The following is a 20,465-nucleotide window of genomic DNA, read 5'->3' as shown; positions in this document are numbered from 1 at the left end:
GTTATTACGCTCCCAAAATAAAGTTGTTACCAATTTTCATTTCATCTATCCCTGTCACATTTGGTATTTCTATAAGGCTGTCTTCAATCACTTCGATTGCATGCTGTTTATCAGGTAAGGCTAAACACCAAGGGTATTTAGACTTAATAGTGTGCAGGTTCTGCTTTTTCATAGTTACCGTATCTTGCAAGAGATAATGTCTAGGTGAGGTGCGGCTAATGTGCAAAATAGAGAAGTTAGTAACGTGCTTGACCATGTCAATATTTTGAATATAGGCCATCATTTCTTCACAAGTCAGATGCCACCCAAACAACTGACTTTTTCTGGCTAAGGTAAAAGGGTCAAAATATTGCGATATTTGCTGATTCAATGCTTGGGCCAAAATGCCCGCTTCGCCACTTTTCCTAAACCGCACGGAGCAACGGATCTGCACGCGCTCATATAAGGGGTTACTAACCTGTACCTTGGCAAATAGCGGCGCAACTTCCGACACCGCCTGTTGAATATCTTTAAGTACTTTACTGCTTGCGCCTATTGCGTCGGTTACGGTTTCCCCAGCCTTTGGAAAAGGCAGGACCACAATAAGTAGGTGCCCTGGCGCAAAAGTCACTTTTGTACTGTCTGGTGAAATTGAGTCCTTATTGGTGTGAGGGAAACACTTGGCAATGCAAATAGATGGAAATTGGTCGAGTACAAATTGTTCAAAATCTAGCGCCGTAACAGGGCGCCCTTTGTGACGTAATTTTTCACTAGTAGAAGCAATTAATTCTCGTTTATCTTTTAAACTAGTTTGACTCAAATACGTGTTGATTAGATTTACTTTAGCAATATCCTTTGATTGTGCTTTCCATTTTTCCGTAGGCTTAAAGTTTTGTTTATCAACTGAAGCAATCACACTAATAAGGTTTATGTCTATCTGCTTTATAGACGGAAAGGCTTCAGCTTGATCGTTGACCGAAATAATTATCCAATAATGGTCGGGCGCAAAAGCGTAGGGGTTGGTGCTCGTATTTTCAGGCAGTTCAAGGCTAATTATTCCGGCAGTAGTCAAACCTGATGTACCGTCAAATAAGACCTTACTTGCTGGAATGAGCTGCCAAGAGGAGGGGGTGTAAACCTTGAAAATGAGTTCAGGGCTTGGCTCTGAAATATCCAGTTCGCAGTTATCTTGCAAATCAAAAAACAACGACACTTGCTTGGGCGCAGTTGGGCTAGATAAACCTATAATCAAATTTGCATCGTTTTGGATTGCGGGCACGATATCAGGGCGTTTATTGTTGTTTGAGGCCTTCGCTTCGCGAGTTTCAAGAGTTGAAAAATGAAATATGACTGCATTCTTATTTGGCGCTGAGGAGAGGTCTGGTGCATCATTTTTCAAAAAATCGTAGTAGCTATTTGCAGTGTAATCGAGGCTGAGTTTTTCGACTACCGGCGTGTAAGGTAGCTTTGGTAAAGGAAGTGGCTTTCTATATTTACGACGATTATTCTCGATTAAAACACCGGCTAATAAGTTCGGATAAAGTTCGTGGCCAAACGCATACTCTGGTTGCTTTATCGATAACCGTAAATAAGCGTTGCGAATATCTTTCGCGTGAGCAAATTGTTGCGCAGTAATATGTGATTGCACAGGACGAAACCCATCGCCATTTACGAAACTACAGGTGATCCTAGATAGCAGTTTGCCATCGCGGCTAGCAAACATTTTCGCTTCACCAACATGGGTATAATCGCCTTGAGACAAGCATTCAAGATTAAAGGTAAAAATAGACGACGAGAAGTCTTCGTCATAGGCTTCATAATGCTTAGCAAAACCGCCTTTGTGTTTAGGCAATTCTGCATACTGCATATGCAAGGTATATTGACTTACGTTTTTCTTGGCAGCCTCAAAATAGCCTATCTGAAAATAGGAAAATTGATTAGGCCGGGTACCAAATATTGCCGCGGGCCCGCTCAAGTCTACAGGCCCTAATGGATTTTTAGCGCTTAGCGATGTGACACCGCAAGCTTGGCTTTTAATGTCTGCATTTAATACTCTAAAATGTCTAAGCAAACCATAGCCAAAGTAGGTTGCTTTCGCGTTTAGTTGAAATTCGAATATCGGCATATCGCTACGATAATTAGCACCATGTAAGCTTTTGTCATAGCCAATTATTGCCTCGGTTGATGGGTCAATATCAATGGCAATACAAAAACGATACTTACCCGATTTTGGCGCTAACAAGCTCGTCTTATGTTCAACATCTGTAAGCCAACCAAGAGCTGATGTGATGCGCAAAGAAAATAGTTGGCTAAGTACTTTGCTATGGTGGTATTGCTCTGTCGAACGAATAACCTGCATGATCCTTACTTTTTCATCTTTTGACATACCGTTGTGCTTTTCTTGTATGCCTAAGGCTGTTTCTAATTCTGCGAGCTCATCGTTATTTAACCAAGTCTTGTTGCTGAACAACTGGCGGCTAAAAATGAGCCCAAGAATCGTCGCCTGTGCTCCTTTCTCTTTACCAATCGCCTTTGGATTAATGAGCCTTTGTAACAAATAAAAAAATAAACATTTATTGCTTTGCTCAGCAAGACTCATTCGGAAAAACTGGGTAATTTGTTGACTCTCAATATTGGCAACTAAGGCTTCTACCGAGTATGTAAACCGTAAATTAAAGTCACGTTCAAACTCCTCAAAACATTGCTCTAAACAGGCGATTTGCTCCTTGGTAACACCTGCAGCTAAATCTACATCTATGGGTTTTTGTTTGTTTAAGAAGTTGAGTAAATTAGCATTTTCACTTGCATGAGAGAGACTAAAAGTGATTTCAATTCGTCGGGTTCCCTCTTGTAGTAAAAAATCTTCGGCCCCAATTGCAAAGCCAACACCGGCTTGTTGTTGTCTTTGATTGTCAATAAAAGCATGCTTTTTGCCAAACAATGGCCAATCTTCATGTAAAGAATCGCTATTCACATTAAAGCGCTCGGTGGTGCTAATTTGATTGCAATGACCAAACAAACACTCAGGTGAAATTAACGGATCGCGCTCTACATTAAGATGCAATACATGGGCTATTTTTACGGGATTAATTGTAAATATGCCTTCGGGGCTAAAACTCACTTCAGATTGAGTATCGTCACCACCGTTGGCAACAAAAAACTTGTCGTCTGGGCTTATATTGCAGGCATTTGTGATATTTCGTGGGCGAATAGAAAGAAATGCGCGCTCTGTTGTTTTTTCATTATTTTTTATATTTAACAGGCTAAAATAATAATGTTCTAAATGTTTGCTAGCAAAGCTATTTATTTTGCCTTGCACTTTTTGGTACAAGCTTAAGAAGGTGATAAACATCGCCACCGAAGGTTGATGCTGCTGCTTTTTTAATAGAGCATCAAAATGCAACAAACAGGTTTCGTTTATCGATGAAAGCTCCCCTAAAAAGGTGTAGTAAATAGTGTCAACATCAAATCTATTGGTATTGCTTTTGGTAAATTCGATATTCTTAAGATCCTGATTATTAGAAAAGTTAACAATAAAAGTATCGTTAATATCCCAAACTTCAGACAATGCATGTAGCGCCTCGGTAGCATTTTTTGTGCCTGCGCTTTGCAGCTCAACATCACTGTTGTCGAGCAAACTCCTTAATTGATACTTAAGTCGTTGGCTAATAATTGTGGATAATATGGTGCGTAATTCTGAAGCCGCTTCTGACTCCATTAAATTGAGCGACGCCAACCATTTATCGAGCGCAAAGGTATAGTCGAGCACTTGCGTCGTTTTTGCTTCTAACTGCGTGTTAGGTTTAAATAATAACTGCTGTTTAGCATGAAACTCACAGAAATGAGAAAGTGTTGCGAGTAAACTCAATTCGCTTTTAGAGAAAAGTTTTGCCCAACTACCTTGTGCATGTAAGTCTTCGTTTATGTAAACAAAACAGTCGGCCAGTTCAATACAGTAGGCGAGTAAGTCATGTAAAGCCTTATCATCCACCGGCGCATAGTCGCTTTCGAGGGCACGAGGGTATCGCAGTTCTTGACGACTACGATTTTTCAGTAAGGCTAAATAAGTCTGCAACTGACTCACAATTCAGTACCCTCATTAATATAGAAAGGAAATACCATATTAGAGCGCGTATTAGTGCTTCGGATGACATAATCTAGATGAATATTGATGCGCCCTTCTAAATACTGTTCAGGGGAGCTATCGACGCTAATATTGAGTAAAGTAATACGCGGCTCAAAAAACAAAATTGCACGAGTCACTAGGTCTTTTACTTCTAACTCCATCGTTGTCGATACGGTTTCAAATACGACCTGATGTAAACCACAGCCGTACGTTGGGTGCATTAGTCTCTCGCCCGGCTCTGTTGACAGTAAAATGGCTAAACTTTGACGAATATCTTCATTGTCACTGACCATCTCAATTTGTTTGTCTTGTGAATCAAAGCTAGGTGGAAAAGACCAACCACGACCAAGAAAATCCGTATTACTCGCCTTCATTTAACCTCCTATCATCACAGTAGGTTCACCTAACACGATGGAACCACCATGGGCGGTTGAATCCCCCATTCTTGCTGCAGGTTTGCCGCCAATCATCACCGTTGCTGAGCCTTTGATAATACTGTCGGGCGGGCCTACACATACCGCATTATCTCCCAATACCGCGGCAGGCAATTTACCAATAAGTACCGTGGGTACACCGGGTCCAACAACCGGGCCGCCAACGTGAGGAATTGGCGGCAAGCCTGGCGTCACCATAGGGCAAACATGCATATCTGTGAGGCGTGCTGCAGGGGGCATTGTATTCTCCTAGTAATTACATATTAGTTAATCATGACCATGCCGCCTTTAATGGTCACCATTGCGCTGCCACTGGCTTCCACTTGAGGCGCTGATATGTTCACACTGGCATCCCCAGTTTGCTTGATATTTAAGCCTGACAACGCTAGATCTGTCGTCGCCTCACAGGCAATCTCTTGACCTGCTGTTGTTTTTACATTCGCGCCCGCCTTAATTGTGATGTCTTTATCACTACTGAGCGTTATGCCGCTTTCATCCATAACAAGACTATTGCCGTTGCAGTCTTTTATGCTAACGGAGCTTTCATCATCGTTTAGGCAAAACGTTTGCTCCTTTGGCGTATTGATAGTGAAAATGGTTTTTTCGTCATCAAACTTAAGCGCTAGTTTTGAGCGCGTAATAATGGACTTATGGAAGTTTTCTTGTTCGGCCGCTTTCTCTGGGGAAATTTTTTTACTGTGTACACAGCCCATCACGATAGGGCTATTTGGGTCGTCGTTTACAAAGCCCACAATCACTTCATCGCCAATTTCAGGATAGAAAAAGAAGCCTATTTCACTTGAAGCATAGGGGACTTTCAATCTAGCCCAAATCTCCTCATTGGCATTATTAAAGCTAGGTAAATCGACTTTAATACGAAAGCCACTTTCGGGATCATCATGAATATCTAGGACAGTGCCGATTAATAAACCATTGACCTTGGGGATTGCACCGTAATCGATATCATTTTGGCTACTTTGCATATTAGTGGTCATGGTGGCGTGTAAGCCAAAACTGGCTTTAGTTGTCCAATTGCCATCCTCTATATGGTGCGAGATCCCGGTTACCAGGGCCTTCCCGCTAAAGCGTTTGCTCACTCCTTTTAGCTCAATGGTATCGCCCAAATGCACCTTTGCATTGCCAAAAAAACGAACGCTTCCGGTTTTACTTGCTAAGTGGGCATAAACTTCGTCGCCTTCAGCTAAGGCACTAAGGCTATCACTTGAAATTACCGCATCACTTAACAAGCCTTTGCTCGAAACAGAAAACACATCGGCCAATTTCGCCGTTGCAATATCGCCAATGGCATCAACCTGTAGATTACTTGCTTTCTCTTCTGTTCGTTTTTGCTCATCGCTATCCCAACTAGAATTAGCAAACTCTTTCACCATTGGCTTAGCATTGATGCGCCCGTCAAAATCCATGATGTTTGTGCCAACGGTCAATGTCAGCACAGGGCCAACTGGCGCTTTTACTGTCTTGATGCTCACCTTATTGTCTTCAACATACACAATCATAGCGTTGGCTTTTGCACGAGAAAGAATAAACTCCCAGTCGGTCGCGTAATACTTCACCATACAAGGGTGGGTGAATGACGTGGCGTCTACCTCAGCACTTGCTTTGCAGCCTGCGCTTATAATGCTATTGAGAATGCTACTGTCGGTTTGATTGACAAAAGTAGCTGAATTACGAGCAATACTAAGCTCGGTGGCCTTGTCAGTGCATTCTATTCTGGTTGCAGAGACGCCTGAACTAAGTTCGACAATAATTTCTACAATAAGCCCTTTAAAAATACATTCACTTTTTGAGGCATCTCCAGCCCGTATTTCTATCGCAGATCCAGGTACACAATCCTTCGAATCAGCAAAGTCGAATTCATGTGACGCGATGTCTCCATCATTCACGCAAATAGTGGCACTAGGTAGTTTGTTTGCCAGTTTTGTTACCTCAATCGACATGATGCCAACGCTGGCACTCATCTCTTTGCCTTCAATAAGCACGCTTATCTCTATTACACTGGCGCCGTCTGCGGTATTATTATTTGCCATTGTTATCTCAAGGGTGGAAAGTGTAAAACCGTTCCGGGTTTCAACACTCTAAAATTATTCAAATGGTTCAAGCGCGCAACCTCGGTGTAGTAGCTGGCGTCTTTATAAATTTCGTAGCAAAGGCCTGGAAGGGTATCACCGGCTTTTACATGAACGGCATGGGTTAAGTCAGGAGAAGAACGATTGGCGGTTAGCGCCTGCTCTTTTTTACTCATAAAGCCCGAGAAGCTTAAACTCAGTTTTGCACGTAAGGGCTCACCGTCAGGTTTAAATAAAGTATATTGCGTGCTCATACTGTCTAGGCGACAAAAGAAAATAATGCTTCCCCATAGCACTCTTACATGATTGGGTTCATGCTTTTTGCCATCAAAGTCATACATCGTGGCGTTGAGCTTTTCTATTTGCGTTTTCACATCATCAGTAGCATTTTTTTTGTTGTTCCTCTCTATCGTACCGGTGCCATCAAGCAATAAATCAAACTTCAAGGTTTGCGACTGATAGGCTTCAAATTTAGGTTCTGAATCTAACTGCCCTAGGGCTTTTTCTTTGTTGTAACTAATTGACTGCTGCAAAGAAACCGTGGTTGGGTTAAGCATCACAGAAAACGTTTTACTTTTATTTAGCGTAACTTTGCCATCTTCAATAGAACACGCCGTTAATTCCATCTTTTTTAGGTGTCCTGATGTTTTCAGCATTTTTCTCTCCCTTTAGGGCTCCATTGTTTTGCGCAATTGCTTTTCTATTTTGCGCTGAATTTGGGTATTTAGTTCGCTTCGCAATTGTTGAATTTTTTGCTCTAACATAGTGACTTGGGCGTTAGTGAGAGCCTCACCTTGCTGTTTTTCCTCGCGCAGACCACTGTCTTTCACATTGACTTTGATAACGAGCTGTTTGACTTCAATACTCATTGCTACAAGGCTCGCGTAAAGGTGTTGTAAGAAAGCTCAACCGTTTCGAGTACAAGCTCATTTTTTGTGGCATTAAATTGGCCTATTTTCCACGCAACAGGGAAGGCGTTATCAAAATCCCAAATGGCCTTCGGTAAGCCCGAATTACCCAGTGCAAAAACCTGCAATCTTTTCGGTTCAATTGGCATTGAAAAATCACCTTCTAAAACCGATTCACACCATTTAACTAGCGGTGAGCGCATTTTGCCCACACCACGAATGAGCACCAAATTAGGATGTTGCTTGGGCTCTAAAAGCGTGTGCGCAAAGCGATTCTCGCCACCTTCTTGATATTCACTTTTCTTAATTTTTTTCTATACCCGACACTTGTGTAAATGAGGTATCAGAAAGGATGTTACCGCCCAAAATGACCTTAAATCTAAAAGCGAACATGTGGTTATGTTCATCGTTTAACATGCCATACATCTTCCTGTTTTGATGCCCTCAATACTTTTATTGAGGGCATGTGCTTGCGTTTTTAGTGAAGTAAAGCCTTACTTTTCATCCAGCTTTTCATGGGTTATCACTATGCTTTCTATCGCTGCTTCATTGCCTTCGGCATTGAGGTCGGTGGCCTCAACTTTGAGCGGAAAAGCATTTGTGAGCTCCCATACCTTAGTTGGCTCACCAGCTTCATCTAAAAGACTAATCGTTACGGGTATCCGTTTGATTACATTAGACTTTGTTGAGCTAAACCAATCCCAAAACTTGATATCTGACTTAAACACGCCCTTCTTCATGGTGATATCACCATATTTTACTAAGCCGGGCATCTTCACCGTCGACGCCTGTTTACTATCACCGGCGCGATACTCAATTACCGTGGTTTCTGCGTTTATTCCCGTTACTTCTTTAAACGAAATAACTTCACCACCCCATTTAACTTGGAAGTTAAACTTTGGCATGGGCCATATTGTTGTTGATTGTGCACTTCCGTCATCAGCCATTTTATTCTCCTACCGTATTTAAGATTTTCTTTTCAACGCGCATTATGATTTCTGCTGTTGTTGTTGGAATGTTATTTCAATGAATTCTGCAGGACGGGTTACCGCAATTAATACCGTAATCCTTAATATCCCTTCTAAAATGTCGGTAGAAGTCATTGTTTCACCCAAGCCAACATTGACTTGAAATGCATCTTTGGGAATAGCGCCTGCTAAGCCGCCGCGTTTCCAAATACCGGTTAAGAAGTTGTTTATCATCGAGCGCATAGTGACCCATGTTTGGCCATCATTTGCTTCAAACACGTAAGCGTTGGCGGCAAATTTGATAGATTGCTCGATCATAATGATGGTGCGCCTAACGCTAATGTAACGCCAATCTAAACTGTTACCATCTAAGGTTCTAGCGCCCCACACTTTGGCTGGTCCATTGACCGTTCTGAATGGCGTTGATTGACTTACCGTCTAAGTCCACATTTAGGTTTTGTTGTTCTAAGTCAGATATTTCAACAGTGGGCGAGTTCATACCTTGAATGCCGCAATTTGCTGGCGCTTTCCATACCGCAATATTGTTATCTATTTGCGTATAAACACCCGCTATTGCCGCACTGGTAGCCATTTCATTAACATCAGCTTGCACTTCAGAAAGGACCATCTTGTAAACATCACTGTTCACATATAAGCTTTTTGCTATATCTGCCTTACGCTTAGGTGCAATTCCTGCTTTGACTTCCTTGAGCATTGCGTCACGCGCTGCCAACACCGCTTTTGCCGCATCTTTTTGGTCGGCTGCAATACTAGGATCATTGGCGATTTTGGTAAATTCATCCTTAATCAAACTCAAAAACTTGGCGCGTCCGTTTGTTTCATCTTCGTCTTTATGACTACTAAAACTATCAAAATCTAGTGAGGTAACATCCACTAAACCCGTGTTTATCCAAGGATAATAAGCGGCTGCAAAATCAAGATTTTCTGCGGTCATGTTTTTTCTAAAATTTGAAATACACTTGTTGTCTTGTTCTGACTTATTGCCGTCATAAACATCGAGGATGGCGATTCTGTTTTTCATCACGCTACCACAATGCATTACCATCTGATTTTGTACCAGAGCACACTGTTTATTATCTGCTAACGCAACCGCTTCAGGCACGACCAGCATCGTTGGTTCTTGCACTTTTACCAGCTTTTCAATGCCTACTAAGAGCTCGTCTTTGCTTATTGCGCCAGCAGCCGGAGCGTCTTTTTTGTAATCACCCACCGAGACTACATAACAGACTCCACCACCATTTAAGAAGAACATTTGCATCGAGCGATACATCAAATATTTTGGCGAGAACTTAGAGCGTTCCAGTAAGTAGTTTGTACCATCGATGTTGATTTCATCGCCAGTGAGTGCGACAGCGTTTTCAGGTGGGGGCGCAGGGTCCGCATTTGCCGCCGCGCCGCCTCTTGCCGCTCGCGCAGCTGGAGCTTTAATGGCGTTCAGTACAAAAGTGTCATTATATTTGCCACCAAAGAACTTTTCATATTCTGCCATGGACGAAATACGAACCGCTTGGTTAGTAATTGTTTTTTGACCTTTCTTCGCAAACTCCGTATAGCCAACGAAGGCCGGTATCGCGGTCTCCACTTCAACAACAGAGTTTGGAAAAGCGTCTTTTTCTACGATATAAACGCCTGGTGTTTTCATTGTCCCCATTAGTTTTTCCTTTATGTGTTACAAGTAAACAAAAATTTCCGACACTACTGCTTGCTCTCCATTCACGACTTGCTTATGAATACTCATCGGAGATGCTACCGGCAATCGACTGACTAACATTTGACTTTCATTATTCACGATGGAATTTAGTTGAAATGCAGCTGAGTTATGCTCTTTAAGCACAATCTCGCTATCTGATAAATAACAGACCCAATCTTGATTATTTAATCTTTCAGCTTGGGCCATACGAAATTGTTGACCGCCATGCAAATCTACAATCTCTAGCTTTCTTTGTTGACTGTCTTGGATAAAGTATTTCCACAAAGATTTGGTAGACTGCATTTGTAGCGTGAAATCGAGATATTCCGACGTTTTTAGTGTTTTAAGTAATTGTTTGACAGAAATTTCAACAATCCCGATTAAGGTTTGAGTACGATTTTCGCGCTGAAGTATTTTGGCGATTTGTGGGTCAGACACGGCTAACAACTGCGACTTATTTAGGATATTTATTTCATTAAGAAAATGCGGCGTTTGCTGGTAGAGCTCCCGATTTGAAACATACCAACATTGTTGACCAGGAGGCGGGACGTCGGTAGTAATTTGGTATATTTCGGATGCTCTAGTAGAAATTAATAAAGCAATGACAGGTTCTTTAATGTTTTGCTCACTGGGGATTTGTTGCGCTTGCTGCTCGCTATGCTCTTGTACATAAAGGTCTAAGGCATTAATACTATCGCTAGTACCTAACACGCGCAGCAGTCCAGCGCTGTATTTGCACAATATTCCTGCATTGGCTAATAAGCTTTTAGATTCATTTGACAACGAAACATCAAGCGCTCCGTCAACGTTACTTGCATAATATTCGTGACTTACTTGCATTTGAATTAACTGAATAAAACTAATCATCATTTGCTCCACTAACGACTGGGCGCACAGAAATGTCGCTTGTCTCAACAATGGTAACGCGTCCTTTGAGATTATCGGGACGAATGACGATACTGCGAACTTTGTAGAACAAAGAAGCAAGGTGTTTGCTACCGATCATGCTCCACAGGCTACTCATATCATTAATGGACAAGTTTTCGAGTTCCACTGTGAATTTTTGAATTTCAGTGGGCAAATCTGGGGTGTTGTTATGATCAAAAACACTTTGCGCTTGAAAATAAAGGCCAACAGCAGAAAGTAACTTTAGGGCTTCGTTATAATTGCTATCAGAGAAGTTAGCTGAGATAAGAATGCCTAGGTTGACATGTAAAGCAGGATGTAACGAAACAAGCCCGGTCGATTGACGTGCATAGGGGTTTGCCGACTGCATCGTGGCGTCTTTTTCTACACTAATAAGCGTAATGACTAACTTGTTATTTGTATCGCTTGCAGGCTGACCTTCAGAATTGATTAAATTGGAGACGATTACCAAGTCTTCACTAAGCAAAAATTGCCGTTTAATATGCTGATTTAGCCCGCTTGCAATATGCTCAATCGCATCTGCAAACAAAGTTACACCTCTTTTTTGTTATTCACTAAAGTGTTACAACAATCGGTACGGCATGTTTACAGGTATAGCGTAGAGTCGGCAAACAAACTAATTTAACTGAAGCGTTAAAGGTTCGTGTATATTATTAGAATGGTCAAATGTTAGCGAATTGTCAATGCTTATTTATTAAACGCTGTTTGTTTAATATTTATCCAGAAAAATAAGCACTTGCGGTGAAAGTGAGGACTAAATTGTTCAGTGATATATAGCTTTTGCTGCATTGGAATCAACACTACTAGCAGATTGTCACTATCAAAAAGATCGCAACAATCGCTAAAATACGCTTGAATATAGCTTATACTAAGCCAATAAATACATAGCAAGTTTACGCATTTTGCCAAATACACATTCGGATAAGAGCGCATTTCACTCTTCAGCTTGGACCATAGGCGCTAAGTTTATCGAGCGCGGGTCTGCGCTTATTGTTTACATATTTTTAGCGCGCTACTTAACTCTTGAAGAGTTTGGTATGGTGACACTTGCACTTTTGTATCTCGAGTTTATCACCAATATTCTCAATTCTGGCATATTCGACTATATCGTTACACGCAAAGCAATCGCAGAAAAAATGGTCAATACTTGCCTTTTGATCACAACAGGCGCTTCGGTCGCCGTTGCCATATTGTTGGGGATCGTCGTCATATATTTTTTAGATGACTATTCTGCTACCGCTAAAAATATCATTTTGGCATTTCTTTTCTACCCTGTATTGATAGCATATAACAGCATACAAAAAGCGCTTATTTTGCGGGCGCTCTTATTTAAACGTTTGTCGCTGTTAAGAGCACCCTCAGTCGTCATCTCTGGCATTGTCAGTGTATATCTAGCCTATGATGGCATGGGACCATGGGCACTCGTCATTTATCACTACTTGCAAATACTTTTGGATATCGTGTTCATGAGCTTTTTAGTGCTCTTGCTACCCACTCTCGAATTTTCCCGTCTTGAGGCAAAAAGAAGCATTTCATTCAGCTTGCCTTTACTGATGTCAGAAGTGTTAAATTATTGGAGTTCAAGGGTAATCGAATTGTTTGTGAGCTTATATTTTGGTCCGGCAATTTTTGCGGTATTAAGTGTCGCTCGAAAGTTTTCAAAGCTAGTCGAGCAATTATCACTCGTCGCGCTAAGGTCGGTATTTCTTAGTTATATTACGCGAGCAAAAAACAAGGGCGAGGAGTTTGCGAAATTTACCGCAGCGGTTTCTTTTTTTGTCGTCCCAGCCCTGATATCACTTGGCGTCTATGCAGATCACTATATTGAGTTTATATTTACCGAGCAGTGGGCTCCGTCAGTATGGGTAGTTAAAGTAATCGCGTTTTTGGCACTAGCAAGATGCTTGATGCACCACTTTAACGTTTTCTTAATTGCAAACAATAAAAGCCGTTGGGTATTAAAGACGAATATCTTCTTTTTTAGCATTTCTGTTTTATCTGGCGCACTAGGCTTTGCGCTTAGTTTCGAACATTTTCTTATACTGCAAGTATTGGTGTTTAATTTCATAGCTTTGCTTAAGCTACTTTATTTACTGAAAACCCAACTTCTTAGTTTTAAACTTGTGACAAAATACTTCGCGCCACTTGTCTATTCGGTGGTCTTTTTTGTTGTTTGTAGTATAACGCTCAATCACTTTATTATTGCGCCGCAAGCAGAACAAGCACCGCTCGCATTCTCACTGTCAATTGGCACTAGTATAATATGTTTTGCAATGTATCTATTGTTTACAAGAGTCTGTTTTTCTACCTTTTTTACGACCGTCCTGTCAAAATTAACCCTTGATAAAACAAGAAGCTTGTAAGCGATGAGTGATTTTATTTTTACAACAAAAAAACACAACGAAGAGCTGTTAACAAATAATATTCTATCTATTTATGACCTAGATCCTCCTCATGTCCAAGCATATCAGGGTGATTGGGGCTCTCTTGCTGTTAGTCAGGGGCACTATAAGGGATTTCAGCCCTTTGAAACAGACAAGCATATCCTTGTTGTTATAGGCGGACCTGTACTTTATTTTCAAGACAATGATTTCTTAACAGAAGATGATTCGCAAGTCGCGAGCAAAGCCATTTATGATAGATGGATCATTAAACAGCAGATGCAGTGGGATGAAGATTTAAGCGGTCCTTTTAGCATCTTACTGATAGACAAACTAGAAGCTACATATACTGTCGTGACTGATTTGATGGCTATTATACCCGTTTATAAATTTCAACAAGACGGTGAAGTATTTATATCTACCCATGTTAGTGCTTTAGCAAAATCGGCAAATCGGGCACGCTTATTTGATACTGTTTCTTTACTTGATTTTATCCTAAACGACATCGTTACCTTTCCTTACACTGCCTATCAACAAATATATCAAGTAGCGCCTAGCAGCGTTGTTACGTTTACCAATCACAATGCACAAAGCGAACACTATTGGCTACCCGAAGAAAAGAAGGGGTTTAACACGATTGAAGAGGCGGCAGATTATTTCAAACAAGGCATTGAAGGGAATATAAATCGCATCACAGACAAAATGCAGGGGGCTGCGCAATTCATTAGTGGTGGTGAGGATTCAAGAGCGCTTGCGGGTTTATTAGCAAATAAGCTGAAACGAGATGCATTTATATTTCTTAGCAATATGAACCGTGAAGGTCACATCGCCAAAAAAGTGTGCGAAATATATGGGGCAGATTTGTCCATCGCTTTTCGAAACGAAACGCACTATTTCGATATTTTAGCGCAAAGTAGTCACTTGGTTGGCATGGGCCATCAATACTTTCATGCCCACAGTCTGCAGTTTGATAAACAATTTAGATTAAAAACCTATTCAGCTGTGTTCGGAGGCTTCTTAAGCGATACCTTGTTAAAAGGCAACCATGTTAAATTTTTTAGAGGCTACTACCGTGCCCCTTATCTTCCCCAAATAGAAGCTAAAAACCACAATCCAATCACAGCGAAAATGCGTGCATCAAGTCAGTTATTTAACGAGCAACACATACAAGAAGTTGTAGACAGAAGAAGTAAACACATGGACTACGTAAAATCTATACGCCCAAATACACATAAAGAATGGTTTAGTCTGTGGCCACTGAGTATGTATAACGACATGACTAACTTTTATTCCACTCGCCGGCTTTTTAGCAGTTACGAACCTTATATGTGTAAAGAAGCCATTAAAACCTGTGCTGCGGTACCAACATCTTGGAAGCTCAACAGAAGGTTATTTCGCCAATCAATGCAAACTTATTTGAAAGCGAGTAAGTGGCTAATCCATGCAGATGGCCGATTGCCCTATTTCAAATGGTGGGTCAGTATTCCAGTGCAATTTGCGATACGATTATACAGAAGTATTGCTGTTAGCATGGGATTAATTAAAGGTAACCAAGGCTCTTGGGGTGACTGGAATGAAGTGATGAAGAGTCAAGCTTGGCGAGATAGCTTCGACTCGCACCAGCAGGCTTTTGCGAAAATAGGCTTGGCACCAGCGGACAGAAGTAAACTTAGCAAAGATCAACAAGTTAATCTTCTACAAGTACTGCATCAAATAGACGAAGAATAGCACCAAGAATAATTCATAACGATCGTTAACGCACAAAAACGCGCAGTAGAATATTAAGGTTTTCTATATTTCTTAGTTTTCGTTACACTCAAGACTTTCTCATTAGCAATCACACAAGGCTTTTCGTGCAATCTAATCTTTCTGTCAACACCTTAAGTAGCGCCGCTCGACTGTCGCGCCCTATTCTGCTTATTGGTTTCTTATTGGGCCTATTTTTGAGTGTTGCCTTTCTTAGCGGTGATGAGGCTGGGCGCGTAAATTTAAGTTATTTACTCTTCATCTATGTTGCATTGCCTCTTTTTAGCGTGCTTATCTCGGGTATTTCATTGTTTAGCCGCAGAGGTCTAAATTTAGCCCGCTTATTGAGCGAAATCCCCTTATGGTCAAAATCCCAGCACGCTTACATTCATAAAATACGACAGTTACATATTGATAAGCCTTGGTTTTTTTTACAAAGCCAAGGAGCAGCTTTAGCCTATGCCCTAGCCTCATTACTCACATTTATGGTGCTTTTATTGGGCACCGATATTAATTTTGTATGGCGAACTACAGTATTAGACACCCAGCAACTGTTTCCATTGCTTGAATTTATTGCGTTGCCTTGGTGGTTTTGGGACGCGGCTCAACCAAGCCTTGAACTACTCCAACAAACTCAAGACTCTCGTTTAAACAAAACCTATACGAATGCGGGCAGTTTTGGCCAGTGGTGGCTCTTTGTTTTGGCCACCCAATTGGTTTATTCATTCTTGCTCAGGGGCTTGCTGTTAGTTGTGGCTAAACTATGGGTAAATAGCCTAGTGCGTAAAGAACAAAAAGCGGCTTCGCATTTACAAGTAAAAAGCAGCATACAAAATGCACAAAACGTCCATTCTTTGTCTCCGGTAACAACAAACTTACCGGCGCAATACGTCTTGAATAATTGGGCTAGCTTATCTCAAAGCATCGTATTACAACTTGCCTTATCGCCAACAAAGACCATAAATGAAGGCCCCATAGTGCTTGAACAAAACGAAGCGCAACATTCAGGAAAGCAAATTATATTGGTAAAAGCCTGGGAGCCACCCATGGGAGAGTTGCAAGACTATATGGAACATAATCAAGGCTTGGTTTATCCAATCAATTACAAACAAAATACCTTACTGACACCAGAGCCAACACATTTAGCTGAATGGCAACGTTTCATTGCAAAAATCCCTAATTGGGGCGTATACCAAGGGCCTGCACTTGGAGATAATCATGCTTAACGAACAAATCCCAGCCTTCGCTGTTGTTGGCCATCCTAACAAAGGTAAGTCATCGATTGTGTCAACACTTTCACACAACGACAATATCCAGATATCAAGCCGCAGCGGCACAACCCAAAGTGCAGATCATTACGCGGTAAAAACCGATAGTGGCCAATATGACTTAATAGATACCCCCGGATTTCAGCGCCCTTTGAAGGTCTTAACCTGGTTAAACAAGCATTGTAGTAGCGCAAACGAGCGTGCAGCGACGGTGGCAAAATTTTTACAAGACAGTGAATGCCAACAGCAATTCAAAGATGAAGTTGCCTTACTTGAACCTATCGCGGCAGGCGCTGCCATTTTGTATGTGGTTGATGGTTCCCGTCCCTACGGCGCTGAGTACGAAGCTGAAATGGAAATACTACGCTGGACGGGGCAACCTTCTATGGCCCTTATTAATCCCATAGAAAACAGTGACTACATTGAAGAGTGGAACAATGCACTGGCGCAATACTTTAAATCGGTACGCATATTTAATCCAATGAAGGCCGATTTTGCGAAACACATTGAGTTACTGCAAACCTTTACTCACTTAAACCCACAGTGGGCAAGCGTTTTAAATGCGATAGTTGCTGATTTACAACAACATCGCGCCCAACAACAAGCCAACAGCGTTAAAATTTTAGCCCAGTTGGTTGACGACTTATGTCAGCATCAAAATTGCCAAAAAGTACTGACCGAAGGCCAAGCAAAAACTATCAAGCCACTTCTTGATAAGCAATACAAAGCCTGGATGAAACAGCGTGAAGAAGAGGCAGTACAAGCCTTGTTGAGTAACTATGCGCATCATCAAACTCAGTTCGCGCTTGATCAGTTTGATTTACCACCTGACTTATTTGATTGCGACCAATGGTTTGCATGGGGCCTTGATAAAAAGCAATTAACCCTTGCCGCAACAGCAGCAGGTGCCATCAGCGGAGCTGCTTTAGACTTAGCTGTAGCAGGTCATAGCCTGATGTTAGGCAGTATAGGCGGTGGTATTGTGGGCGCAAGTAGCGCGTGGTTTGGTGCCAACAAATTAGTCGATATGAAGATCAAAGGCTTACCTGTTGGCGGTTATCAAGCGTGCGTTGGCCCAATTAAGAATCGAAACTTTCCTTACGTGGTAATAGGTCGATTTATTCACTTATACCGACAAATCTCGCAATTAAATCACGCTAATCGTCAAGCCTTAAGCTTCCAGGCCAGTGACTTTCAAGAAAAAGTCGCCGCACTCGAAAAGTCTGCTCAAAAAGAGTTAAACAGGGCCTGTGAACGTTTAATCAAACAAAAAACAGTAGACGATTTTGAGATGACGCTAGCGCCTTTGTTTGTATTAGACGGCGAATAGGTCTCGCGCAAAACCCCTATTTTTCGCATGCAAAATTTGTGTGTGACGCTAAATCGTGCGGAACAAAAACGGTGTTTTTATCTCGCCAGAAACTCTTAATCTAGACATCAATCGATGTAAAAGAGTTTTTGACGAGGTCACCATGAACAAACTGCTATACAAACTATTATCATCCACCCTGCCGGTTGTATTTGTCCTCGCCGGTTTTAGTATTATGTATTTAGACTCCACATATTCTATTCCTTTTTACGAAGGGATCGTCAATGGCGGCACATTTTTAGCTGTTGCCTTCTTTTTAATCACGCAGGTAGCAAAACTAAAAGCCTTTGGAGTGATATCTACAAACAAGATAAGTCTTGTTGCCACCCTCGTTTTTATGGCGTCTCTATCCTTTTGTATTTTATCAACATTCTATGGCATCGATAAAAGCACCAGTGTTGATACTGATGTGTTTGAAGGTCTTCGCACGATAGAAACAGAACAACGCGAGCAATATGAAGTCCAGCGGGCAGCAATAGAAGCGCAAATAGCGAAAAAATTAGAGACCGCGCAAAGTGCCTTGTCGACCCAAATAAACGAAGACAATGCTTTGCAATTAGCGGTATTTGACCAACGAATTGCAGACGCAAAAGAGATGTATGACGGCACAAAACATAAGCGGGACAAAGATGGCGAAGTGCGAGGAGCCAAACTAAAAGAAGCTGAGAAACAACTTTCCCAATTACCAAAGCAGCGTCTTGAGTTCAGAAAGATGTTAGAACAAGACAAACTGGCGCAACTTAAAGCACTAGAGGCTGATTTCGCATTGCGCCTTAGTGATTCAATTCAACAACTTAAAACCACCTTTGAACAGCAACTTCAACGTGAAATTAGCCTTTTTGAGTCGAACTTAGGCGCCTTTGATATTCAAAATCAAATCAGTGCGCTTTCGGTAAAAATTAACGCGACCTTTCCCGACCTAATTACCGAAGAACAGATGTCAGCGCTAGTGACCGTGTTACTGGTCATTCTACTAGAGTGCGGAATCATACTTCTACTATCACCCTACTTTATTGCCCTCGAACAGCTTTCAAAGACGATGGCCGCAAAACTAGAAGACGAAGCCCTTCAAGACAGTTTTGCTACCAAACTCAAGTTTGACGTCACTAAAGAGATCCACGAGCAACTAAAACGCAGCAACAAAAAACCTAAGTAAACCGGAGAGTAACCATGAAAAATACAATCGCTAGATTAGAGCAAGCACAAAGAGAACATCAAACACCTGAAGAGCACGTTGCTGAGTTAAACAGCCGTGCCTTCAACAACGCCAATGAAGTTATTACGACAGTCGAAAAATCTGGACCTTTTGGCTTGATTCGCAGACATGTAACTACATTGGCCAACCCTGAACTACACAAAGCAATGTTAAGTCATGAGCGTGAAAAAACCAAAATTGTGACCGAGACAGAGCTTTTCCAAATGGAAAAACGCGGGCAATTAGTAAAAGCCCAGTGTGTTTTACAGTTACAAGATATGGTCTCGCGTTATGCCCAAGAGAAAAACCAAGAGAATTTGGAGCGCGTCAATCAAATCATTGAAAAAGTGGATGCTGAGCATTTGGCACTGCAACAGCGCGTGGCTCAAGCCTATAGCGAAGCTTTTTCAGACGCAGAAAAAGTACCGAATGAATTTGTAAGACAAAGACTACAGCACGCCTTAGAAAGACGCGTAGATACGATGCTACTGTCGTTTGACGAGCAGTGTCATAAACTCATTGCTTCATTTCGAGGCAACGATGACTTACTTAACCTTTAAGGACTAGCATTATGAATACTAAACTTATTTTAAGTGCCGCATTAATTGCTTCATCGTTGAGTTATGAAGCACAAGCGCTCACTAGCTTCGAGGTGATTAGCCCATGTAAAGAAAAGCTTTTCGGCGTTTTTGAGCTGGGCCGGGCGACGCGCCTAAGTGCCGTTGAAGACTCTCTTAAGGAGCGCCTCGAAAACATCACTATTCGCCAGCGTTTCTTGCAATATGATGTAGAAGAAATTGCCGAAGAAATCAGTGCGTCTTTTGCCAGTGATGCTAGCAAGCTAGTGCCACAACTTGAAAGCGCACGGGCAGAATATGCGACAACGACGTCTATTACACTGCCAAGCGGCAGAACGCTTAGTGGATTGGCTGCAACAGAATACATCAAGATACTGTTGTCGCGACATAAAGCCTACGTTGCAGGTAGCAATTACTTGGGTAACATCTTTACTGAGGTAGATGGCGTGCGGCATAACATTGACAAAGCCGTAGCGCGCTTAACGGTTATTGATACATTGTTAGACCAATCGTCGTCAGAAGAAATTCTATCGTCAGCCTGTATTGCCTTTAAAGAAGTGGAGTCATTAGATATTGAGTTCCCCTTTAATGACGCTTCAACGCTTAAACAGCATGCTTTAATGCAAAGCCAGCCAGCAAGCGAAGAAGAGTTAGCGCAATTTTTAACGAGCGGCTATATTGATAATGCCCAAAGTTTGACAACAGAAAGCTTTTATCAGTCCTTCAGTCGCTGGGCTGATGGTTTGTTAAACTAAGATTAATCGAGCACAAGGAAGTGTTTGACTTAT

The 20,465-nt window shown here is 41.7% G+C and carries 19 protein-coding genes; 7 read left to right on the top strand and 12 right to left on the bottom strand.

What is annotated here, in order from left to right; genetic code table 11:
* Positions 1-4: 4 nt before the first annotated feature.
* The 12 genes from AC0L6H_RS05485 to AC0L6H_RS05430 all read right to left on the bottom strand — a co-directional run bounded on the left by AC0L6H_RS05485 (position 5) and on the right by AC0L6H_RS05430 (position 11,669).
* A complete protein-coding gene (locus AC0L6H_RS05485) occupies positions 5-4,063 on the bottom strand; it encodes a hypothetical protein (protein ID WP_473393063.1) in 4,059 nt (1,352 codons plus the stop codon).
* A complete protein-coding gene (locus AC0L6H_RS05480) occupies positions 4,060-4,479 on the bottom strand; it encodes a GPW/gp25 family protein (protein ID WP_473393062.1) in 420 nt (139 codons plus the stop codon). The genes AC0L6H_RS05485 and AC0L6H_RS05480 overlap by 4 nt, the downstream gene beginning before the upstream one ends.
* The gene (locus AC0L6H_RS05475) at positions 4,480-4,779 is read right to left on the bottom strand and encodes a PAAR domain-containing protein (protein WP_473393060.1); all 300 of its coding nucleotides are present in this window, start codon (positions 4,777-4,779) and stop codon (positions 4,480-4,482) included. It lies immediately after the preceding gene.
* Between the two features lie 23 nt (positions 4,780-4,802).
* Positions 4,803-6,587 (bottom strand): type VI secretion system tip protein VgrG, encoded by a 1,785-nt coding sequence (gene vgrG / locus AC0L6H_RS05470; protein ID WP_473393059.1) that lies wholly within the window; start codon positions 6,585-6,587, stop codon positions 4,803-4,805.
* Between the two features lie 2 nt (positions 6,588-6,589).
* Complete coding sequence (locus AC0L6H_RS05465) at positions 6,590-7,282, bottom strand: CIS tube protein (protein ID WP_473393058.1); 693 nt, start codon at positions 7,280-7,282, stop codon at positions 6,590-6,592.
* Between the two features lie 12 nt (positions 7,283-7,294).
* On the bottom strand, positions 7,295-7,495 hold the full coding sequence (locus AC0L6H_RS05460; protein ID WP_473393056.1) for a hypothetical protein: 201 nt from the start codon (positions 7,493-7,495) through the stop codon (positions 7,295-7,297).
* 2 nt (positions 7,496-7,497) lie between these two features.
* Positions 7,498-7,842 (bottom strand): phage tail protein, encoded by a 345-nt coding sequence (locus tag AC0L6H_RS05455; protein ID WP_473394469.1) that lies wholly within the window; start codon positions 7,840-7,842, stop codon positions 7,498-7,500.
* A gap of 186 nt (positions 7,843-8,028) precedes the next feature.
* A complete protein-coding gene (locus tag AC0L6H_RS05450; protein ID WP_473393055.1) occupies positions 8,029-8,481 on the bottom strand; it encodes a phage tail protein in 453 nt (150 codons plus the stop codon).
* A 42-nt stretch (positions 8,482-8,523) separates the two neighbouring features.
* Entirely contained in the window at positions 8,524-8,892 is a 369-nt protein-coding gene (locus tag AC0L6H_RS05445) for a phage tail sheath C-terminal domain-containing protein (protein WP_473393053.1), read from the bottom strand.
* Positions 8,879-10,174, bottom strand: a complete 1,296-nt coding sequence (locus tag AC0L6H_RS05440) for a phage tail sheath family protein (protein WP_473393052.1) — start codon at positions 10,172-10,174, stop codon at positions 8,879-8,881. The genes AC0L6H_RS05445 and AC0L6H_RS05440 overlap by 14 nt, the downstream gene beginning before the upstream one ends.
* Positions 10,175-10,192: 18 nt before the next feature.
* The gene (locus AC0L6H_RS05435) at positions 10,193-11,083 is read right to left on the bottom strand and encodes a hypothetical protein (protein WP_473393051.1); all 891 of its coding nucleotides are present in this window, start codon (positions 11,081-11,083) and stop codon (positions 10,193-10,195) included.
* On the bottom strand, positions 11,073-11,669 hold the full coding sequence (locus AC0L6H_RS05430) for a Pvc16 family protein (RefSeq protein ID WP_473393049.1): 597 nt from the start codon (positions 11,667-11,669) through the stop codon (positions 11,073-11,075). The genes AC0L6H_RS05435 and AC0L6H_RS05430 overlap by 11 nt, the downstream gene beginning before the upstream one ends.
* Before the next feature lie 373 nt (positions 11,670-12,042).
* On the opposite strand from AC0L6H_RS05430, the gene AC0L6H_RS05425 reads away from it, so the two are divergent.
* From AC0L6H_RS05425 to AC0L6H_RS05395, 7 genes are all read left to right on the top strand, one after another.
* A complete protein-coding gene (locus AC0L6H_RS05425; protein ID WP_473393048.1) occupies positions 12,043-13,503 on the top strand; it encodes an oligosaccharide flippase family protein in 1,461 nt (486 codons plus the stop codon).
* Between the two features lie 3 nt (positions 13,504-13,506).
* Positions 13,507-15,249 carry a hypothetical protein gene (locus tag AC0L6H_RS05420; protein ID WP_473393046.1) on the top strand — a complete coding sequence of 581 codons (1,743 nt, stop codon included), beginning with the start codon at positions 13,507-13,509 and terminating at the stop codon, positions 15,247-15,249.
* A gap of 125 nt (positions 15,250-15,374) precedes the next feature.
* On the top strand, positions 15,375-16,493 hold the full coding sequence (locus tag AC0L6H_RS05415; protein ID WP_473393044.1) for a DUF2868 domain-containing protein: 1,119 nt from the start codon (positions 15,375-15,377) through the stop codon (positions 16,491-16,493).
* Complete coding sequence (locus AC0L6H_RS05410) at positions 16,486-17,865, top strand: GTPase/DUF3482 domain-containing protein (RefSeq protein WP_473393043.1); 1,380 nt, start codon at positions 16,486-16,488, stop codon at positions 17,863-17,865. Before AC0L6H_RS05415 ends, AC0L6H_RS05410 begins: the two co-directional genes overlap by 8 nt.
* Positions 17,866-18,007: 142 nt before the next feature.
* Positions 18,008-19,060, top strand: coding sequence for a hypothetical protein (locus AC0L6H_RS05405; RefSeq protein ID WP_473393041.1), 1,053 nt, complete (start codon positions 18,008-18,010; stop codon positions 19,058-19,060).
* Between the two features lie 14 nt (positions 19,061-19,074).
* A complete protein-coding gene (locus AC0L6H_RS05400; protein ID WP_473393040.1) occupies positions 19,075-19,659 on the top strand; it encodes a hypothetical protein in 585 nt (194 codons plus the stop codon).
* Positions 19,660-19,670: 11 nt separating this feature from the next.
* Positions 19,671-20,432: a hypothetical protein gene (locus AC0L6H_RS05395; protein WP_473393038.1), complete on the top strand. Its 762-nt coding sequence runs from the start codon at positions 19,671-19,673 to the stop codon at positions 20,430-20,432.
* Positions 20,433-20,465: the final 33 nt, after the last annotated feature.

It is taken from the genome of Glaciecola sp. G7-5, from assembly GCF_055808975.1.
The sequence above is the reverse complement of the archived record's forward strand: the minus strand, read 5'-3'. Positions and strand labels throughout refer to the sequence as shown.

Excerpts from the sequence above, each read along its gene's own strand:
- vgrG (WP_473393059.1), bottom strand. The coding sequence starts at position 6,587 with ATGGCAAATAATAATACCGCAGACGGCGCCAGTGTAATAGAGATAAGC.
- AC0L6H_RS05410 (WP_473393043.1), top strand. The coding sequence starts at position 16,486 with ATGCTTAACGAACAAATCCCAGCCTTCGCTGTTGTTGGCCATCCTAAC.
- AC0L6H_RS05405 (WP_473393041.1), top strand. The coding sequence starts at position 18,008 with ATGAACAAACTGCTATACAAACTATTATCATCCACCCTGCCGGTTGTA.
- AC0L6H_RS05465 (WP_473393058.1), bottom strand. The coding sequence starts at position 7,282 with ATGCTGAAAACATCAGGACACCTAAAAAAGATGGAATTAACGGCGTGT.
- AC0L6H_RS05420 (WP_473393046.1), top strand. The coding sequence starts at position 13,507 with ATGAGTGATTTTATTTTTACAACAAAAAAACACAACGAAGAGCTGTTA.
- AC0L6H_RS05395 (WP_473393038.1), top strand. The coding sequence starts at position 19,671 with ATGAATACTAAACTTATTTTAAGTGCCGCATTAATTGCTTCATCGTTG.
- AC0L6H_RS05400 (WP_473393040.1), top strand. The coding sequence starts at position 19,075 with ATGAAAAATACAATCGCTAGATTAGAGCAAGCACAAAGAGAACATCAA.
- AC0L6H_RS05460 (WP_473393056.1), bottom strand. The coding sequence starts at position 7,495 with ATGAGTATTGAAGTCAAACAGCTCGTTATCAAAGTCAATGTGAAAGAC.
- AC0L6H_RS05450 (WP_473393055.1), bottom strand. The coding sequence starts at position 8,481 with ATGGCTGATGACGGAAGTGCACAATCAACAACAATATGGCCCATGCCA.
- AC0L6H_RS05480 (WP_473393062.1), bottom strand. The coding sequence starts at position 4,479 with ATGAAGGCGAGTAATACGGATTTTCTTGGTCGTGGTTGGTCTTTTCCA.
- AC0L6H_RS05435 (WP_473393051.1), bottom strand. The coding sequence starts at position 11,083 with ATGATGATTAGTTTTATTCAGTTAATTCAAATGCAAGTAAGTCACGAA.
- AC0L6H_RS05475 (WP_473393060.1), bottom strand. The coding sequence starts at position 4,779 with ATGCCCCCTGCAGCACGCCTCACAGATATGCATGTTTGCCCTATGGTG.
- AC0L6H_RS05440 (WP_473393052.1), bottom strand. The coding sequence starts at position 10,174 with ATGGGGACAATGAAAACACCAGGCGTTTATATCGTAGAAAAAGACGCT.